Annotated in this window: 18 protein-coding genes; 5 read left to right on the forward strand and 13 right to left on the reverse strand. The window is 70.1% G+C overall.

Features of this window, described 5'->3' with window-relative positions; all coding sequences use genetic code 11:
- The first annotated feature begins 47 nt into the window (after window positions 1-47).
- Entirely contained in the window at window positions 48-1,259 is a 1,212-nt protein-coding gene (locus tag ACIOGX_RS33530) for an SPFH domain-containing protein (RefSeq protein ID WP_383971916.1), read from the forward strand.
- A 63-nt stretch (window positions 1,260-1,322) separates the two neighbouring features.
- On the opposite strand, the gene ACIOGX_RS33535 is transcribed toward ACIOGX_RS33530, so the two are convergent.
- From ACIOGX_RS33535 to ACIOGX_RS33570, 8 genes are all read right to left on the reverse strand, one after another.
- Window positions 1,323-1,682: a helix-turn-helix transcriptional regulator gene (locus ACIOGX_RS33535; RefSeq protein WP_193563982.1), complete on the reverse strand. Its 360-nt coding sequence runs from the start codon at window positions 1,680-1,682 to the stop codon at window positions 1,323-1,325.
- Window positions 1,679-2,140: an SRPBCC family protein gene (locus tag ACIOGX_RS33540; RefSeq protein ID WP_401918427.1), complete on the reverse strand. Its 462-nt coding sequence runs from the start codon at window positions 2,138-2,140 to the stop codon at window positions 1,679-1,681. Before ACIOGX_RS33540 ends, ACIOGX_RS33535 begins: the two co-directional genes overlap by 4 nt.
- Window positions 2,141-2,230: 90 nt before the next feature.
- Complete coding sequence (locus ACIOGX_RS33545; protein ID WP_030349777.1) at window positions 2,231-2,389, reverse strand: hypothetical protein; 159 nt, start codon at window positions 2,387-2,389, stop codon at window positions 2,231-2,233.
- Between the two features lie 61 nt (window positions 2,390-2,450).
- Window positions 2,451-3,401 carry a cytochrome c oxidase assembly protein gene (locus ACIOGX_RS33550; RefSeq protein WP_384769935.1) on the reverse strand — a complete coding sequence of 317 codons (951 nt, stop codon included), beginning with the start codon at window positions 3,399-3,401 and terminating at the stop codon, window positions 2,451-2,453.
- A gap of 98 nt (window positions 3,402-3,499) precedes the next feature.
- A complete protein-coding gene (locus ACIOGX_RS33555) occupies window positions 3,500-3,625 on the reverse strand; it encodes a hypothetical protein (protein WP_401918430.1) in 126 nt (41 codons plus the stop codon).
- Window positions 3,613-4,638 carry a 6-phosphofructokinase gene (locus ACIOGX_RS33560; protein ID WP_356517038.1) on the reverse strand — a complete coding sequence of 342 codons (1,026 nt, stop codon included), beginning with the start codon at window positions 4,636-4,638 and terminating at the stop codon, window positions 3,613-3,615. Before ACIOGX_RS33560 ends, ACIOGX_RS33555 begins: the two co-directional genes overlap by 13 nt.
- Before the next feature lie 218 nt (window positions 4,639-4,856).
- A complete protein-coding gene (locus tag ACIOGX_RS33565; protein WP_129769270.1) occupies window positions 4,857-5,585 on the reverse strand; it encodes a type 1 glutamine amidotransferase in 729 nt (242 codons plus the stop codon).
- 49 nt (window positions 5,586-5,634) lie between these two features.
- Window positions 5,635-6,873 (reverse strand): MurT ligase domain-containing protein, encoded by a 1,239-nt coding sequence (locus ACIOGX_RS33570; RefSeq protein WP_129769271.1) that lies wholly within the window; start codon window positions 6,871-6,873, stop codon window positions 5,635-5,637.
- A gap of 115 nt (window positions 6,874-6,988) precedes the next feature.
- Between ACIOGX_RS33570 and def the strand changes: the two genes are divergently transcribed.
- Entirely contained in the window at window positions 6,989-7,546 is a 558-nt protein-coding gene (gene def, locus ACIOGX_RS33575) for a peptide deformylase (protein ID WP_401918433.1), read from the forward strand.
- A gap of 100 nt (window positions 7,547-7,646) precedes the next feature.
- On the opposite strand, the gene ACIOGX_RS33580 is transcribed toward def, so the two are convergent.
- A complete protein-coding gene (locus ACIOGX_RS33580) occupies window positions 7,647-8,291 on the reverse strand; it encodes a TetR family transcriptional regulator (RefSeq protein WP_356517042.1) in 645 nt (214 codons plus the stop codon).
- Between the two features lie 176 nt (window positions 8,292-8,467).
- On the opposite strand from ACIOGX_RS33580, the gene ACIOGX_RS33585 reads away from it, so the two are divergent.
- The gene (locus tag ACIOGX_RS33585) at window positions 8,468-9,697 is read left to right on the forward strand and encodes an acyl-CoA dehydrogenase family protein (protein WP_384769927.1); all 1,230 of its coding nucleotides are present in this window, start codon (window positions 8,468-8,470) and stop codon (window positions 9,695-9,697) included.
- Between the two features lie 72 nt (window positions 9,698-9,769).
- Here the strand turns inward: ACIOGX_RS33585 and ACIOGX_RS33590 are convergent, their stop codons facing one another.
- Window positions 9,770-10,483 carry a DUF4352 domain-containing protein gene (locus ACIOGX_RS33590; RefSeq protein WP_401918435.1) on the reverse strand — a complete coding sequence of 238 codons (714 nt, stop codon included), beginning with the start codon at window positions 10,481-10,483 and terminating at the stop codon, window positions 9,770-9,772.
- A 208-nt stretch (window positions 10,484-10,691) separates the two neighbouring features.
- Complete coding sequence (locus ACIOGX_RS33595; protein ID WP_356517046.1) at window positions 10,692-11,180, reverse strand: glutathione peroxidase; 489 nt, start codon at window positions 11,178-11,180, stop codon at window positions 10,692-10,694.
- Between the two features lie 129 nt (window positions 11,181-11,309).
- On the opposite strand from ACIOGX_RS33595, the gene ACIOGX_RS33600 reads away from it, so the two are divergent.
- On the forward strand, window positions 11,310-11,501 hold the full coding sequence (locus ACIOGX_RS33600) for a DUF6011 domain-containing protein (RefSeq protein ID WP_356517137.1): 192 nt from the start codon (window positions 11,310-11,312) through the stop codon (window positions 11,499-11,501).
- A gap of 21 nt (window positions 11,502-11,522) precedes the next feature.
- Here ACIOGX_RS33600 and ACIOGX_RS33605 read toward each other — a convergent pair whose 3' ends face one another.
- Entirely contained in the window at window positions 11,523-12,401 is an 879-nt protein-coding gene (locus ACIOGX_RS33605; RefSeq protein ID WP_356517048.1) for an acyl-CoA thioesterase II, read from the reverse strand.
- A gap of 79 nt (window positions 12,402-12,480) precedes the next feature.
- Window positions 12,481-14,994, reverse strand: coding sequence for a DEAD/DEAH box helicase (locus ACIOGX_RS33610; RefSeq protein ID WP_401918438.1), 2,514 nt, complete (start codon window positions 14,992-14,994; stop codon window positions 12,481-12,483).
- Between the two features lie 147 nt (window positions 14,995-15,141).
- On the opposite strand from ACIOGX_RS33610, the gene ACIOGX_RS33615 reads away from it, so the two are divergent.
- Window positions 15,142-15,933 carry a metal-dependent hydrolase gene (locus ACIOGX_RS33615; protein WP_401762235.1) on the forward strand — a complete coding sequence of 264 codons (792 nt, stop codon included), beginning with the start codon at window positions 15,142-15,144 and terminating at the stop codon, window positions 15,931-15,933.
- The last annotated feature ends 29 nt before the right edge of the window (window positions 15,934-15,962 follow it).

Below are 15,962 nucleotides of genomic sequence, written 5' to 3' on the forward strand. Positions count from 1 at the left end.
ACCCCTTCCTGAACACAGAGAAGCAGGCAGTTCGACAGGAGTACCCCATGCTGTTCTGGCATGTTCCCGCGCCCAACGAGGCGATGCTCATATCCGGTTCCAAACGTCAGGCACAGGACACGCAGTTCCGGATCGTCACCGGGCACGGCAGTTTCGTCATGCCCATCAAACAGAAGGCCCGCATGCTGTCACTCGCGCTGCGGGAGGCGGAGATCGTCGAGGACTGTGTGACCCAGCAGGGCATCCGGCTCAAGGTCCGCGCGGTATCCGTGTTCAAGGTCGGCGACGACGCCGTGTCGATCGCCAACGCGGCCCGGCGCTTCCTGACGGAGCAGGAACACATGGAAGAGCTGGTCGGCCGGATCTTCGCCGGTCACCTGCGCTCCATCATCGGCGGACTGACCGTGGAGCAGATCATCCGGGAGCGCGACCGGGTGGCCCAGGAGGTCAAGCAGGGCAGCCACAGCGAGATGGAGAAGCTCGGCATCGTCGTGGACGCCCTCCAGATCCAGGAGATCGAGGACGCGACCGGATACATCAGCAACCTGGCGGCCCCGCACGCCGCCGCCGTCGCGAGCCAGGCGCGTATCGCCCAGGCCAAGGCGGACCAGGAAGCCTCCGAACGCGAGCAGCAGGCCGCCGCGCTCAAGGCCGAGTACGAGCGGGACACCGCGATCAAGCGGGCCGGCTTCCTCGCCGAGACGGAGCAGGTCAACGCCCGTGCCGCGCAGGCGGGACCGCTGGCGGAGGCCAGGGCCTCGCAGGACACCATCGAGCAGCAGACGGCGCTGGCGGAGCGTCAGGCGCTGCTGGCCGCACAGCGGCTGGAGGCCGAGGTCCGGCGCCCGGCGGACGCCGAGGCGTACCGGCAGCGGACGCTCGCGGAAGCGGGGCGTGACCGGGCGAAGTTCGAGGCGGACGGCAACGCGTACAGCGAGCGCGCGCTCGCCCAGGCGCAGGCCGACGCGAACACCGCCCGCGCGGCTTCCCTGAAGGACGGCAACCAGGAACTCATCGCGGCCAACCGCGTCGTGGAGAACCTGCCGGCGCTGGCCGACGCGGCGGCCCGGGGCATGTCGGGTGCGAACCTCACCGTCCTGAACGGCACCGACGGCGTCAACGACATGGCGGCGGGTCTGGTGGGCCAGGGCATGGCCATCCTGAACTCGCTCAAGGGTTCCGCCGACGACACCAAGGAGTCCGGCGCGACCCCCGCCGTGAACCGGAAGCCCGCGCTCCGTGTCACCGAGTCCACGTGACGCCGAGCCCTCCCACAGGGCCAGCCCTCCCACAGGGCCCCAGACCGGTTCCAGAACCCGCTTCTAGGACCGGTCCGGGGCTCTGTCGTCGGACACGTCCTCGGCGAGGCGCTTGATCGCCGAGAGCCGGGAGTCCCAGTCCGCGGCGACCCGGTCCATCCACCGGGCCGTGACGCTGAGCCGGGCGGGGCGTACCGCGTACCGCGCCTCGCGACCTGCCCGGTGAGCGGCGACCAGACCGGCCCGGTCGAGGACCGCGAGATGTTTGACGATCGCCTGGCGGCTGACCGGCAGTTCCCCGGCCAGGACCGTGGCGGTCGCCTCGCCGTGCGCGGCGAGGGCGTCGAGTATCCGGCGCCGGGTCGGATCCGCCAGCGCGGTCAGGACCTCCGCCACGGTGTCCTGGTCGGCTTCTGCCGTCATGCGTCGAGTCGCTCCACGTAATCCCGGATGGTGACGACCATCTCCGTCCAGCCATCCGTGTGGCTTTCCTTCGAGGCGACGTCCTTCCTGTCCTCCGGGATCACGATATCGGCGAAGCCGGTCTCGACCACACGCAGCCGGGTCACGTCGCCCTCCGGGGTGAGCGTGAACTCCACGAGGGTCGAGTTGCCCTCCTCGGCCGGCTGACCGGGGTACGCGCTCGCCCAGCGGTACGAGAAGTAGTGCGGCGGATCGACCTTCACGATCGTCGTCGGGAACTGGCCGTACTGACCGTGGTCCAGGTGCATGACGCCGCCCGGCCGCAGGTCGATGGGGGCGGGCGGGCCCTGGCCGAACCACTTCCCGACGTGCTCCGGTTCTGTCAGCACCGCCCAGACGCGTCCCACGGGCGCCGCGATGGTGATCTCGCGTTCGATGCGGTCATCGGATGTGGACATGAGGGAACCTTCCGCTGCTCGGAACCAACGTGCAACTCAATGGTTGCACTACTCCCTCAATGGTGCAACCCGATGGTTGCGCGACATGGGTCAGTGGCCGCGGGAGGCCGCCATACCGATGGTGATCAGCGCCAGCACCACCCAGCCGAACCACAGCCAGCCGTTGCTGCCGAGCGCCGCGGTGTAGCCCGTCACGACGACCAGCGCGCCGACGGTCACCACACCCATGGTCTTGGTGGATCCGGACATGTGTGTCCTCCTCCTGGCCGGGGCCATGACGCTTATCGTCGCCCGGGACCAGGGGTTCGCGCTACTGCCCCCGGGCCTGGAGTGAGGCCAGATAGGCGTTGTACGCCGCCAGTTCCTTGTCACCGTCCCGGTCGGCGGCCCGGTCCGAGCGCTTCGCCTGCCGCTGCTCCGAGCGGTACCACTGGAAGACCAGTGCGATCAGGACCAGCACCGACGGGATCTCGCTGAACGCCCAGGCGATACCACCCGCCGCGTTCTGATCGGTCAGCGCTTCGATCCCGAGCGAGGCCGGGGGATCGCGGTACGCGTCGACCATCGGCTCGCTCGCCATCATCAGGGCGATCCCGAAGAACGCGTGGAACGGCATCCCGGCGAAGAGCTCCAGCATCCGCATCACATATCCGGGCCGGTGCGGACCCGGGTCGACGCCCATGATCGGCCAGAAGAACACCAGCCCGACCGCGAGGAAGTGGACCATCATCGCGATGTGCCCGGCCTTGGACTCCATCAGGAAGTCGAAGAGGGGCGTGAAGTACAGCCCGTACAGGCTCGCGATGAAGAGCGGGATGGTGAAGGCGGGGTGCGTGACGATCCGTACGTACCGGCTGTGCAGCAGAGCCAGCAGCAGCTCGCGCGGACCCTTGCGGCCGCGCCCGGCGACCGGCAGCGCGCGCAGTGCCAGCGTCACCGGGGCGCCGAGCAGCAGCAGGATCGGCGAGACCATGCTGATGATCATGTGCTGGACCATATGCACACTGAACATGACCATGCCGTAGTCGTTCAGCTTGGTGCACATCACCAGCGCCACGGTCAGCACACCCAGGACGAACGCGATGGTGCGGCCCACAGGCCAGCTGTCGCCGCGTCGCCGGAGCCTCAGTACGCCCGCGCCGTACAGGACCAGTCCCAGCAGGCAGCCGATCAGGAAGAAGAGGTCCGGGGAGAACTCCAGTGCCCGTCCCAGCGTGAACGGCGGCAGATCCATGGTCATGCCGTGCCCGCTGTGGTCCATCCGTCTGCTCCCGGAATCGCGTCGATTGTCCGCACCAGACTAGAACCGCCCCCGGTCGCCGCTGCGACCGGGGGCGGTTCATCGCGGATCACCGTGGTTCACCGGCGTTCATCCGGGTTCTCCGGGTTCTCCGGGTTCTCCGGGTTCTCCGGGTTCTCCGGGTTCTCCGGGTTCTCCGGGGTCTCCGGGTTCATCGGGGGTTCGCCGTGGATCAGAGCACGCACTCCGCCTCGGCGTACCGCTCCGCGGGCACCGTCTTGAGCGTCTCGACGGCCTCGCCCAGCGGCACCATCACGATGTCCGTGCCGCGCAGCGCCGTCATCATCCCGAACTCGCCGCGGTGCGCGGCCTCGACGGCGTGCCAGCCGAAGCGGGTGGCCAGGACCCGGTCGTACGCCGTGGGGGTGCCACCGCGCTGGACATGGCCGAGTATCACCGGCCTGGCCTCCTTGCCGAGGCGCTCCTCCAGCTCGATCGAGAGCTGCCTGGCCACGCCCGCGAAGCGCTCGTGACCGTAGATGTCCTTGCCGCCCACGTCGAACTCCATCGAGCCCTCGCGCGGCTTCGCGCCCTCCGCGACCACCACGATCGCGAACCGCTTGCCCGCCGAGAAGCGCTTGCCGACCAGCTCGGTCAACTCGCCTATGTCGAAGGGCCGCTCGGGTACGACGATGGCGTGGGCGCCCGCGGCCATCCCGGAGTGCAGGGCGATCCAGCCGGTGTGCCGTCCCATGACCTCGACGATGAGCACGCGCTGATGGGACTCGGCGGTGGTCTTCAGCCGGTCGAGCGCCTCGGTGGCGACCCCGACGGCCGTGTCGAAGCCGAAGGTCACATCGGTCGAGGCGATGTCGTTGTCGATGGTCTTCGGTACGCCGACGATCGGCAGTCCGGCCTCGGAGAGCAGATGGGCGGCCTTGAGGGTGCCCTCACCGCCGATCGGGATGATCGCGTCGATACCCAGGTCGGCCACGTGACCCCGGGCGCGCTCCACCCCGTCCCGCAGATGCGCGGGCTGCACCCGGGACGAGCCCAGGATCGTGCCGCCGCGGGCGAGGATGCCCGCGACCGCGTCCAGGTCGAGCTTGCGGTAGTCGCCTTCCAGGAGGCCCTTCCAGCCGTCATGGAAGCCGATCACCTCGTCGCCGTGGTCGACGACGGCGCGGTGCACGACGGACCTGATCACGGCGTTGAGCCCGGGGCAGTCGCCGCCTGAGGTGAGCACACCAATTCGCATTGCCCGCAATACCTTCGCTTCGTGGGCCGACGGCCGGACCCCATCGTCCAGCCAGGTCGCGGCCACCCTACCGGCGGGCGGTGGCGGGACCGAAACCCGGCGTCCGCCTGCTGGACAGGCCCCGCCGACAATCATGCCCACAACCGAGCCCACGACCACGCCGACAGCCCCGCCGGCGGCCCGGCCGGGGGCGGGGGTCCCTCAGGCTTCGAACGGCGTCAGGCGGGCTGGATCGCCGCGGCGACCCGCTCGGCGCGCAGTGCCTCGTACCAGCGGTCGTCGGTCGGCGGCAGCGCGTTCACATCGAGGGCCAGCTTCAGCAGCAGGTCCGCGATCTGCGGATTGCGGGCCATCACGGGACCGTGCATGTACGTACCGAAGACGGTCCCGTTGTACGCGCCCTCCGTGCCGTCGCCCGTGCCGTTGCCGCGCCCGAGCCGTACCCGCGCGAACGGCCGGGCCGACGGGCCCAGGTGCGTGACGCCCTGGTGGTTCTCGAACCCCGTGAGCTGAGGCAGGTTCAGCTGCGGGTCGATGTCGGCCAGCACGTCACCGACGCAGCGCGCCCCCTCGCCACGGGTGGAGACCACGTCGAGCAGCCCGAGACCGGCCTCGCGCTCGCCCAGATCGTTGACGAACTCGTGCCCGAGGATCTGGTAGCCGGCGCAGACCGAGAACACGATCGCGCCGTTCGAGACGGCCCGGCTGAGCCCGCCGTCGCGGCGCAGCCGCTCCGCGGCCAGCCGCTGCGGCCGGTCCTCACCGCCGCCGATCAGATAGATGTCGCCCGAGGTCGGCACCGGCTGGTCGCTCCGTACGTCGACGCGGGTGACGTTCAGACGGCGCTGGCGGGCCCGGCGCTCCACCACCAGGGCGTTGCCCTGGTCCCCGTAGGTGCTCAGCAGGTCGGGGTAGATCCACACCAGACGCAGGCTGTTGTCGCTCATTCTCGCTCGTCCTTCAGGGTTCCGAGGGGTCAGGTCTGCCGGAGTCGGGTCAGTTGCCGACACGGCGGCGCAGGTCCTGGAACGAGGTGTAGTTGGCGATCGCCTCGATCCGTCCGGGCGGTGCCATCTGCACGGCCTCGTCCGGGGTCTCGCAGACCCGGAAGTCGAGACCGGCGACTTCGAGGCGTACCGCGAGGTCCAGCTTCCGGTCCCCGATGACGAAGATCGGATGGCCGGCCAGCCGGGTGTAGTCGACGTCCCACAGCCAGGAGGTGTCCGTGCCGTCCGCGCCACGGGCGTTGACGGCGAGGATGACCGGGGTCGGCGGCGGATCGATGAGGGAGAAGGTCTCCAGCCAGCCCGCGGGGTTCTTCGCGAGCAGCAGCCGCAGATCGCGGCCGAGGAACGACACCACGTCGTACCGGCCGGCCACGGCCTGCACCTGGTACATGCGCTCCAGCGCCACCTGCGGCGGCACCCCGAAGGTCGCCGCGACGGCGGCGGAGGTGGCGGCGTTCGCCTTGTTCGCGCGGCCGGGCAGCTGGAGGTGGATCGGCCAGGCGGAGCCGTGCGGGTCGAGGACATGGTCGCCGTGCAGCGCCCAGCTGGGGGGCGGCCTGCGGAATCCGCAGTCGCCGCAGAACCAGTCGTCGCCGGGGCGCTGCATCACACCGCCGCAGGCGGGGCAGGACCAGGCGTCGTCCTTCCACTCCTGTCCGGCCGCGACCCAGACCACATTGGGCGAGGAGGAGGCGGCCCAGACGATCAGCGGGTCGTCGGCGTTGGCGATGACGACGGCCTTCGTCCCGGCCAGGCCCTCGCGCCACTTCTCGGCGAGCATCCGGGTCTCCGCGGCGCGGTCGAGCTGGTCGCGGGAGAGGTTGAGCAGGGCGATCGCCTTGGGCGTCGTGTCCCGTGCCACCCCGGCGAGGTACTTCTCGTCGACCTCGATCACGCCGTACTTGGCGTCCGAACCGCCCGCGAGGGCCGAGGTGATGCCGGCGGGCATATTGGCGCCGAGAGCGTTGGAGACCACGGGCCCCGCGGCCCGCAGCGCCTCGGCGATCAGCCGCGTCGTGGTGGTCTTGCCGTTGGTCGCCGACACGAGGATGACGTCGAGATGCTGCGCCAGCCGTCCCAGCAGATCGGGGTCGAGTCTGAGCGCGACCTTCCCGCCGATCACCGATCCGCTGCCGCGGCCCGCGGCGCGCGACACCGCCGCCGCGGCCTTGCCCGCCGTCACGGCCAGCTTGGCCCGCGGCGTCAGCGGGTCCGTGTTGCCTGACATCGCCTTGATCCTCCTTGCGTCGGTCCGTGGGTCAGCCTATCGAGATCCGGCCAGGGGCCCGAACCGCGGCACCGGGCAGAAGGCGGGGGTTACCACGGACCGTACCCTGACCGTCATGCGAAACCGTCCGATCCCCGGCAGTACCGGGCGAGTACGAGCCATGCGAATGCTCGGTGATCCCGTACTGCACACCCCCTGCGAGCCCGTCACCGACTTCGGTCCCGCGCTCGCCGAACTGATCGAGGATCTCTTCGCGACGATGTACGCCGCCCGGGGGGTCGGGCTCGCCGCGAACCAGATCGGCGTGCCGCTCAGGGTGTTCGTCTACGACTGCCCGGACGACGAGGACGTCCGCCATCTCGGACACCTCGTCAACCCGCGGCTCACCGAGGCGGACGGGATCGTGCTGCGCGGCCCCGAGGGCTGTCTCTCGCTGCCCGGCCTGGAAGCGGGTACGGAGCGGTACGACCACGCCGTCGCGGAGGGTGTCACCCAGGATGGCGCGCCGGCGCGGATCGAGGGCTCGGGGTTCTTCGCGCGCTGTCTCCAGCACGAGAGCGACCATCTGGAGGGTCTTGTCTATCCCGACCGGCTCTCCGGCTGGCGGCGCGCCAGGACGCTGCGGGCCGCGCGCAAGGCGCCCTGGGCCACCGGCCCGTGGACCGGTCAGTAGCGCGCGGCGCCCGAGGGTCTCGCGGGCGCGCGCCGCGATCCCCGCAGACCTGCGACGACAGCACCGGAAGATTCGGGCCTGGCGGGCGCGCAGCGATGCCTCAGAAGCCGGGGCCGCCCGCGCGGTCGCCGACATCGGCCAGCCGCCCCCACAGCAGATCCGCCAGGCTGCGTACCAACTGCTCCCGCGAGCAGGGCCGTTCGCCGAGCCACCAGTCGCCGGCGCCGTGCATCATGCCGACGATGCCATGGCCCCAGACCCGGGAGAGCTGCTCGCTGTCGGGGCCGAGGTCGACCCGCTCCTCTATGACCTTGGCGAGTTCCTCGCCCAGGCGGCGCAGCAGCGGCGCGGAGTGACGGCCGACGTCGAAGCCCGCCTCGGGCAGCTGAGCGTCCTCGGCCGGATGCATCAGGAACCGGTACACCTGGGGGCGTGCCTCGATCGCGGCGAGATACGTGTCGAGCGTGGCCTCGACGCGCCGGCGCCGCTCGGCGGGGGCGTCGAGCGCGGTCCGCAGCGCGTCGAGCAGCGCGTCGGTGTGGCGCTTGGCGAGCGCGCGGTAGAGGCCGCCCTTGTCGCCGAAGTGGCGGTAGAGGATGGGTTTGGTGATGCCCGCCTCGGCGGCGATGGCGTTCATGGACGCTTGGGGGCCGTCCCTGAGCACCACGCGGTCGGCGGCCTCCAGAAGCTGGCGCCGCCGCGCCCGTGCCGACCGCTGCTGCTCGGCCTGCTGTGTGGTCTCCATAGGTCTGTCTCCCCGCCCCTGCGATTGCCTGACGCCCCGGCAACGTAACACCCTCCCCCTCATCGACGCTGATCAGGCCGTGGCCCGTTGACATTTCCTACTTACGGGTAACAGGCTAGGGTTACCGTAGGTAACAACGGCGACGGCTCAGCGGTCGCGCAGTGCTGGAGGGGAACATGGCCGAGTTCACGCTCGATCTCAACGACGACCAGAAGCAGATACGCGACTGGCTCCACGGCTTCGCCGCCGACGTCATCCGCCCGGCCGCCGCGGAGTGGGACGAGCGTGAGGAGACGCCGTGGCCGGTCATCCAGGAGGCCGCCAAGGTCGGCATCTACTCCCTGGACTTCTACGCCCAGCAGTTCTTCGACCCCACGGGCCTCGGCATCCCGATGGCCATGGAGGAGCTGTTCTGGGGTGACGCGGGCATCGCCCTGTCCCTCGTCGGCACGGGCCTGGCGGCCGTCGGCGTCCTCGCGAACGGTACCGAGGAGCAGATCGGCACCTGGATCCCGCAGATGTACGGCGACGCCGACGACGTGAAGGTCGCCGCCTTCTGCTCCTCCGAACCCGACGCGGGCTCCGACGTGGCCGCGATGCGCACCCGCGCCGTGTACGACGGGGCGAAGGACGAGTGGGTGCTCAACGGCACCAAGACCTGGGCGACCAACGGCGGGATCGCCAACGTCCATGTCGTGGTCGCCGTCGTCGACGGCGCACTGGGATCCAAGGGCCACGCCTCCTTCATCGTCCCGCCGGGCACCCCCGGTCTCTCCCAGGGCCAGAAGTTCAAGAAGCACGGCATCCGCGCCTCCCACACCGCCGAGGTGGTCCTGGAGGACGTCAGGATCCCCGGCCACTGTCTGCTCGGCGGCAAGGAGAAGCTCGACGAACGGCTGGCGCGGGCCAGGGAGCGGGCCGCGGCGCCGGGCGGCGAGCGGGTGAAGAACGCGGCCATGGCCACCTTCGAGGCCTCACGCCCGGCCGTCGGCGCGATGGCGGTGGGCACCGCGCGCGCGGCGTACGAGGTCGCCCTCGACTACGCGAAGACCCGCAGCCAGTTCGGCCGCCCGATCATCGACAACCAGGGCATAGCCTTCCAGCTGGCCGATATGCGCACCCGGATCGACGCCTCCCGGCTGCTGGTGTGGCGGGCCTCCTGGATGGCGACCACGGGCAAGCCGTTCACCTCGGCCGAGGGCTCCATGTCCAAGCTGTACGCGAGCGAGACGGCGAAGAAGGTCACGGCCCAGGCCGTTCAGATCCTCGGCGGCAACGGCTTCACCCGTGAGTACCCGGTGGAGCGGATGCACCGGGACGCCGCGATCTACACGATCTTCGAGGGAACGAGCGAGATCCAGCGCCTGGTGATCGCCCGCACGCTGTCGGGTATGCCGATCCGCTGATGCGGGGCACCGCCGAGCGGGCCCGCCCCCGCTCCGGCGGGCGGCGGGCGCTCATCATTGTTCCGCGTGCGGTCAGGAGACGTTGCCTCGGACGCCCTCACCAAACAGGCCGTCGGTGTAAGTGACGTACTTTGGCGTGAAGGTTCCCTTGCCCGTGACGGTACCGGTGATGTTTTCGCCGGGGGCGAGCTGGACCGTGTCGATCTGGTTCTCGTCCGTGCCGAGTTCGGCGGTGTGCTTGCCGCCGTTGGTGTCGGTGATCGTGAAGTACAGAGGGTTCACCTCGACCTCCTTGTCACCTTCATTGGCGAGGGTGATCTGGACGCTGGTGTAGTCGCTGCCGTCGGCGAGGATGCTCTTCTTGAAGGCGACCTTCTTCGCCGTGACGGTCACCGGCGCGTCCTTGGCCGGCTCTTCCTTCTCTTTCTTGGCCTCGTCGGCTTTCGGCTCTTCGGCTTTCACATCCTCGGGCTTGCCGGATCCGGCGGCGTCCTGGGTGACGCCGGGGTTGCTGCCGGATGCCGAGCCCTCGTCGGTTCCGCCGAAGAGCGAGGCGATGACACCGATGACGACGAAGACTCCGATGACGCCGAGGCAGCTGAAGCCGACGATCTTTCCCGCGCTCGCCTTCTTCGGCGCGGGCGGCTGCGGCCCGCCCCAACCGGGATGCTGCGGCTGCTGATACGACATGTGTCCCCCCTGGGCGGTTCGTGGAGCGATGACCGTAACGGGGGGCTCGTGCGGCAGGTGGTGAATGTGCGGAACAAGTAGTCGAGTTGTGACCAAAGGGTGGAGGAGGTCGTGGCGGGCGCCGGTCTGCGCACGCGCGGCATCGGCTTCCGCTGCCTGCGAGAAGCGTTGGCGCCTCGGCCGCCCGCCGGATCATCCGCGGTGCCACGCGGACGTGCGGACGTGTGGCCCTCTCGGCAGAGGCCCCGGCACCGAGCGGGCCCCTCCGAAGTCCGGAGGGGCCCGCTCGGTCCTGTCCCGCGGCTCAGGCCGGGAGCTGCGCCTCGATCGCCGCGACGACCTCCGGGGCCTCCGGCTCCGTACGCGGCCGGATGCGGCCGACGACCTCGCCCTTGGGGGAGATCAGGAACTTCTCGAAGTTCCACTGCACATCGCCGGCCTCGCCCTCGGAGTCGGCCGTCTTCGTCAGCTCCGTGTACAGCGCGTGCCGGGTCTCCCCGTTCACGTCCGTCTTCTCCAGCAGCGGGAACGTGACCCCGTACGTCGCCGAGCAGAACGTACCGATCTCCTCCGCGGTGCCGGGCTCCTGGCCCGCGAACTGGTTGCACGGCACGCCGAGGACCGTGAAACCCCGGTCGCCGTACTGCTGCTGGAGCCGCTCCAGACCGGCGTACTGCGGCGTGAGACCGCACTTGGAGGCGACGTTCACCAGCAGCACGGCCTTGCCCTCGTACGCGGCCAGGGAGGTGGGCTCACCGGTCAGCGTGTTCAGCGGAATGTCGTACAGAGTCATCAAGATCTCCTCGGTATCCGGTGTTCTCGGCTCATTGTGGACCCGCGGATGACCACCCCGGCGGGCAGGGCTGGTACAGCTGGGACCGTGCAGGAATCACAGCGCCCCCCAGAGCTCCACGACGACCGGCTGCCCGGCACGGAACCGGACGGCCCCGCGCACCGGCCGGTCCGGTGCGGGATGTGCGGCAGGCCGCTCACCGGCACGGCATCGCGCCGTACCGGCCTCGGCCCCGCCTGCGACGCCAAACTCCATCCGCCCGCGCCGGACATCAGGACCCGGCGGCGCGAGGCCGAACAGGACCCGCTCCCCGGAATCTGAGACGGGCCGCGCCCTCCGTCCCTAGCGCTGCGCGTCGTGGCGGCGGAACAGACCCTCCTGCACCACCGACACCAGCAGCCGCCCCTCGCGGTCGTAGATACGGCCCCGGGCCAGCCCCCGGCCGCCCGTCGCGATCGGTGACTCCTGGTCGTACAGGAACCACTCGTCGGCACGGAACGGACGGTGGAACCACATCGCGTGGTCCAGCGAGGCCATGTCGAAGCCCCGCGGGCCCCACAGCGGCTCCACCGGGATGCGCACCGCGTCCAGCAGTGTCATGTCGCTCGCGTACGTCAGCGCGCAGGTGTGCACCAGCGGGTCGTCGCCCAGCGTGCCCACCGCGCGCATCCAGACGGCGCTGCGCGCGTCCGCGCCCTCGATCTCCTCGCGCGTCCAGCGCAGCCGCTCCACGTACCGGATGTCGAAGGGCTGGCGCCGGGCCATCCGCTCCAGCGGCTCGGGGAGTTGGCCCAGATGTTCCCGTACCTCCTCCGAGACCGTCGGCAGCGACTCGGGGTCGGGGAAGTCCAGCCGGGGCGGCAGCTGGTGCTCGAAGCCGCCCTCCTCGGGGTGGTGGAAGGAGGCCGTCAGATTGAAGATCGTACGGCCCTGCTGGACGGCCGTGACCCGGCGCGTGGTGAACGACCGGCCGTCCCTGATCCGTTCGACCTGATAGACGATCGGGACACCCGGGCGGCCCGGCCGCAGGAAATACGCGTGCAGCGAGTTGACCGGGCGGTCCCCGTCCGTGGTCCGGCCGGCCGCGACCAGGGCCTGGCCCGCCACCTGCCCGCCGAAGACCCGTTGCAGGGACTCCTCGGGGCTGCGCCCGCGGAAGATGTCGACCTCGATCCGCTCCAGGTCGAGCAGATCGACCAGTCTCTCGGCGGGGTTTGTCATGGCGCTGTGTACTCCCGTTCTCGGTGCGGTGGTGCGAATCCCGGAGCCGGCCCGGGGCCTCGGCGCTGATCCACGGCTCTCAGAGCTGCCCCACGGACGTGACACGCACCACCGCGAGACCCTCCTCGTCGGAGGCCGCGAGATCGACCTCCGCGCTGATGCCCCAGTCATGATCGCCGTTCGGGTCGGCGAAGGTCTGCCGGACCCGCCACAGGCCGTGCGCCGGGTCCTCCTCGATGGAGAGCAGCTTCGGCCCACGGGCGTCGGGGCCGGTGCCCAGGTCCTCGTACTCGTCCCAGTACGCGTCCATCGCCTCGCCCCACGCCTCCTCGTCCCAGCCCGACTCGGAGTCCAGCTCGCCCAGTTCGCGGACATGGTCCAGCGCGGCCAACTCGACCCGGCGGAACATCGCGTTGCGTACGAGGACCCGGAAGGCGCGAGCGTTGGCCGTGACGGGCCTGACCTGGTCGGCCTTCTCCTGCGCCTGCTCGGCCGTCTCCACCTCGGGATTGGCCAGCTGCTCCCACTCGTCGAGCAGACTGGAGTCGACCTGCCGGACCATCTCGCCGAGCCAGGCCGTGAGATCCTCCAGATCCTCCGACTTGAGATCGTCCGGGATGGTGTGTTCCAGCGCCTTGTACGCGCCCGCGAGATAGCGCAGCACGATGCCCTCGGTACGGGCCAGCTCGTAGTGGGACGTGAACTCGGTGAAGGACAGCGCCCGTTCGTACATGTCGCGGATCACGGACTTCGGTGAGACCGGATGGTCACCGACCCACGGATGGCTCGTGCGGTACGTGTTGTACGCGTGCACGAGCAGCTCTTCGAGCGGCTTGGGGTACGTGACCTCCTGGAGCCGCTCCATCCGCTCCTCGTACTCGACCCCGTCCGCCTTCATCGCGCCGATCGCCTCGCCGCGCGCCTTGTTCTGCTGGGCCGCGAGGATCTGCCGCGGATCGTCGAGCGTGGACTCGACGACGGAGACCATGTCCAGGGCGTACGACGGCGATTCGGGATCCAGCAGCTCGAACGAGGCCAGCGCGAAGGTGGACAGCGGCTGGTTGAGCGCGAAGTCCTGCTGGAGATCGACCGTGAGCCGGACGATACGGCCCTCGGCGTCGGGGGCCGCCAGCCGCTCCACCACCCCGCCGTCCAGCAGCGAGCGGTAGATGGCGATGGCCCGGCGGATGTGCCGCAGCTGCTGCTTGCGCGGCTCGTGGTTGTCCTCCAGCAGATGGCGCATCGCCTCGAAGGCGTTGCCCGGCCGCGCGATGACCGACAGCAGCATGGTGTGCGTGACCCGGAAGCGGGAGGTCAGCGGCTCGGGATCGGAGCCGATGAGCTTCTCGAACGTGGTGTCCGACCAGGCCACAAAGCCCTCGGGGGCCTTCTTCCGCACCACCTTGCGGCGCTTCTTGGGGTCGTCGCCCGCCTTCGCGAGCGCCTTCTCGTTCTCCACGACATGCTCGGGCGCCTGCGCGACCACGAACCCCGCCGTATCGAACCCGGCACGCCCCGCCCGGCCCGCGATCTGGTGGAACTCCCGGGCGCGCAGGGTGCGGACGCGGTTGCCGTCGTACTTCGTGAGCGCGGTGAACAGCACCGTACGGATCGGGACGTTGACGCCGACCCCGAGCGTGTCCGTACCGCAGATGACCTTCAGCAGACCGGCCTGGGCGAGCTTCTCCACCAGCCGCCGGTACTTCGGCAGCATGCCCGCGTGGTGCACCCCGATGCCGTGGCGCACATAGCGGGAGAGATTGCGGCCGAACTTGGTGGTGAAGCGGAAGTTGCCGATGAGATCGGCGATCCGGTCCTTCTCCTCACGCGTGCACATATTGATGCTCATCAGCGACTGCGCCCGCTCCACGGCGGCGGCCTGCGTGAAGTGCACGATGTAGACCGGCGCCTGCCTGGTCTCCAGCAGCTCGGTCAGCGTCTCGGTGATCGGGGTGAGGCGGTACTCGTACGACAGCGGGACCGGCCGGGTCGCGGACCGTACGACGGAGGTCGGCCGGCCCGTACGGCGGGTCAGGTCCTCCTCGAAGCGGGAGACATCACCGAGCGTCGCCGACATCAGGATGAACTGCGCCTGCGGCAGCTCCAGGATGGGGATCTGCCAGGCCCAGCCGCGGTCCGGCTCGGCGTAGAAATGGAACTCGTCCATCACCACCTGGCCGATATCGGCGTGCTTGCCGTCGCGCAGCGCGATGGAGGCCAGCACCTCGGCCGTACAGCAGATCACCGGGGCGTCGGCGTTGACGGAGGCGTCGCCCGTCAGCATGCCGACGTTCTCCGTGCCGAAGAGCTTGCACAGGTCGAAGAACTTCTCCGAGACCAGCGCCTTGATCGGCGCGGTGTAGAAGGTGACCTTGTCCTGCGCCAGCGCCGTGAAGTGCGCACCCGCCGCGACCAGGCTCTTTCCCGAGCCGGTGGGGGTGGACAGAATCACGTTGGCCCCGGAGACCACCTCGATCAGCGCCTCCTCCTGAGCCGGATAGAGCGTGATGCCCTGGCCCTCGGCCCAGGAGGAGAAAGCCTCGAAGAGGGCATCGGGGTCGGCATCCGGCGGCAGCTGATCGATAAGGGTCACGCCCCCATCTTGCCTGCCTTCCGGCCCGATCAGGGAACCGGACGGCACGTCGAAGATCACGGACGATACGCTGGCCCGTCAACTGGGCGTCGCCACACTGGCCTTCGGCTTCGCCCTCACCACAACCGCACTGGGACGGGTACGACCATGATGGGACCGGCACACTCTCTGTCAGGGGCAGCGGCCTGGCTGGGGGTGGGTGCCGCCGCGGCCGCGGCCGGCCACACCATGCCGTGGCCCGTCCTGGTGGTCGGCGCGCTGATCACCGCGGGCGCCGCGCTCGCCCCCGACCTCGACCACAAGGCCGCGACGATATCCCGGGCTTTCGGGCCCATCTCCAAGGCGCTCTGCGAGATCGTCGACAAGCTGTCGTTCGCCGTCTACAAGGCGACCAGGAAGCCCGGAGACCCGCGCAGGACCGGCGGCCACCGCACCCTGACCCACACCTGGCTGTGGGCGGTCCTGATCGGCGGCGGTGCCTCGCTGATCGCGATCACCGCCGGACGCTGGGGCGTGCTCGCGATCCTCTTCGTCCATCTGGTGCTCGCGGTGGAGGGCCTGCTGTGGCGGGCCGCCCGCGTCTCCAGCGACGTCCTGGTCTGGCTGCTCGGGGCGACCAGCGCCTGGATCCTGGCGGGCGTCCTGGACGAGCCGGGCAACGGCGCGGACTGGCTCTTCACCGCGCCGGGACAGGAATACCTCTGGCTGGGGCTGCCGATCGTCCTCGGCGCGCTGGTGCACGACATCGGGGACGCGCTGACGGTGTCGGGCTGCCCGATCCTCTGGCCCATCCCGCTGGGCCGCAAGCGCTGGTACCCGATAGGCCCGCCGAAGGCCATGCGGTTCCGGGCCGGCAGCTGGGTGGAGCTGAAGGTGCTGATGCCGGCGTTCATGCTGCTGGGCGGGGTCGGCGGCGCGTCCGCCCTCAACCTGATCTGACACGGCGGGGCAGCGGCGGGGGCGGTCCC

The sequence above is a fragment of the Streptomyces sp. NPDC088147 genome, assembly GCF_044741565.1.
Lineage (GTDB): Bacteria > Actinomycetota > Actinomycetes > Streptomycetales > Streptomycetaceae > Streptomyces.

Excerpts from the sequence above, each read along its gene's own strand:
- ACIOGX_RS33530 (WP_383971916.1), top strand. The coding sequence starts at position 48 with ATGCTGTTCTGGCATGTTCCCGCGCCCAACGAGGCGATGCTCATATCC.
- ACIOGX_RS33535 (WP_193563982.1), bottom strand. The coding sequence starts at position 1,682 with ATGACGGCAGAAGCCGACCAGGACACCGTGGCGGAGGTCCTGACCGCG.
- ACIOGX_RS33540 (WP_401918427.1), bottom strand. The coding sequence starts at position 2,140 with ATGTCCACATCCGATGACCGCATCGAACGCGAGATCACCATCGCGGCG.
- ACIOGX_RS33545 (WP_030349777.1), bottom strand. The coding sequence starts at position 2,389 with ATGTCCGGATCCACCAAGACCATGGGTGTGGTGACCGTCGGCGCGCTG.
- ACIOGX_RS33550 (WP_384769935.1), bottom strand. The coding sequence starts at position 3,401 with ATGGACCACAGCGGGCACGGCATGACCATGGATCTGCCGCCGTTCACG.
- ACIOGX_RS33560 (WP_356517038.1), bottom strand. The coding sequence starts at position 4,638 with ATGCGAATTGGTGTGCTCACCTCAGGCGGCGACTGCCCCGGGCTCAAC.
- ACIOGX_RS33565 (WP_129769270.1), bottom strand. The coding sequence starts at position 5,585 with ATGAGCGACAACAGCCTGCGTCTGGTGTGGATCTACCCCGACCTGCTG.
- ACIOGX_RS33570 (WP_129769271.1), bottom strand. The coding sequence starts at position 6,873 with ATGTCAGGCAACACGGACCCGCTGACGCCGCGGGCCAAGCTGGCCGTG.
- def (WP_401918433.1), top strand. The coding sequence starts at position 6,989 with ATGCGAAACCGTCCGATCCCCGGCAGTACCGGGCGAGTACGAGCCATG.
- ACIOGX_RS33580 (WP_356517042.1), bottom strand. The coding sequence starts at position 8,291 with ATGGAGACCACACAGCAGGCCGAGCAGCAGCGGTCGGCACGGGCGCGG.
- ACIOGX_RS33585 (WP_384769927.1), top strand. The coding sequence starts at position 8,468 with ATGGCCGAGTTCACGCTCGATCTCAACGACGACCAGAAGCAGATACGC.
- ACIOGX_RS33595 (WP_356517046.1), bottom strand. The coding sequence starts at position 11,180 with ATGACTCTGTACGACATTCCGCTGAACACGCTGACCGGTGAGCCCACC.
- ACIOGX_RS33605 (WP_356517048.1), bottom strand. The coding sequence starts at position 12,401 with ATGACAAACCCCGCCGAGAGACTGGTCGATCTGCTCGACCTGGAGCGG.
- ACIOGX_RS33615 (WP_401762235.1), top strand. The coding sequence starts at position 15,142 with ATGATGGGACCGGCACACTCTCTGTCAGGGGCAGCGGCCTGGCTGGGG.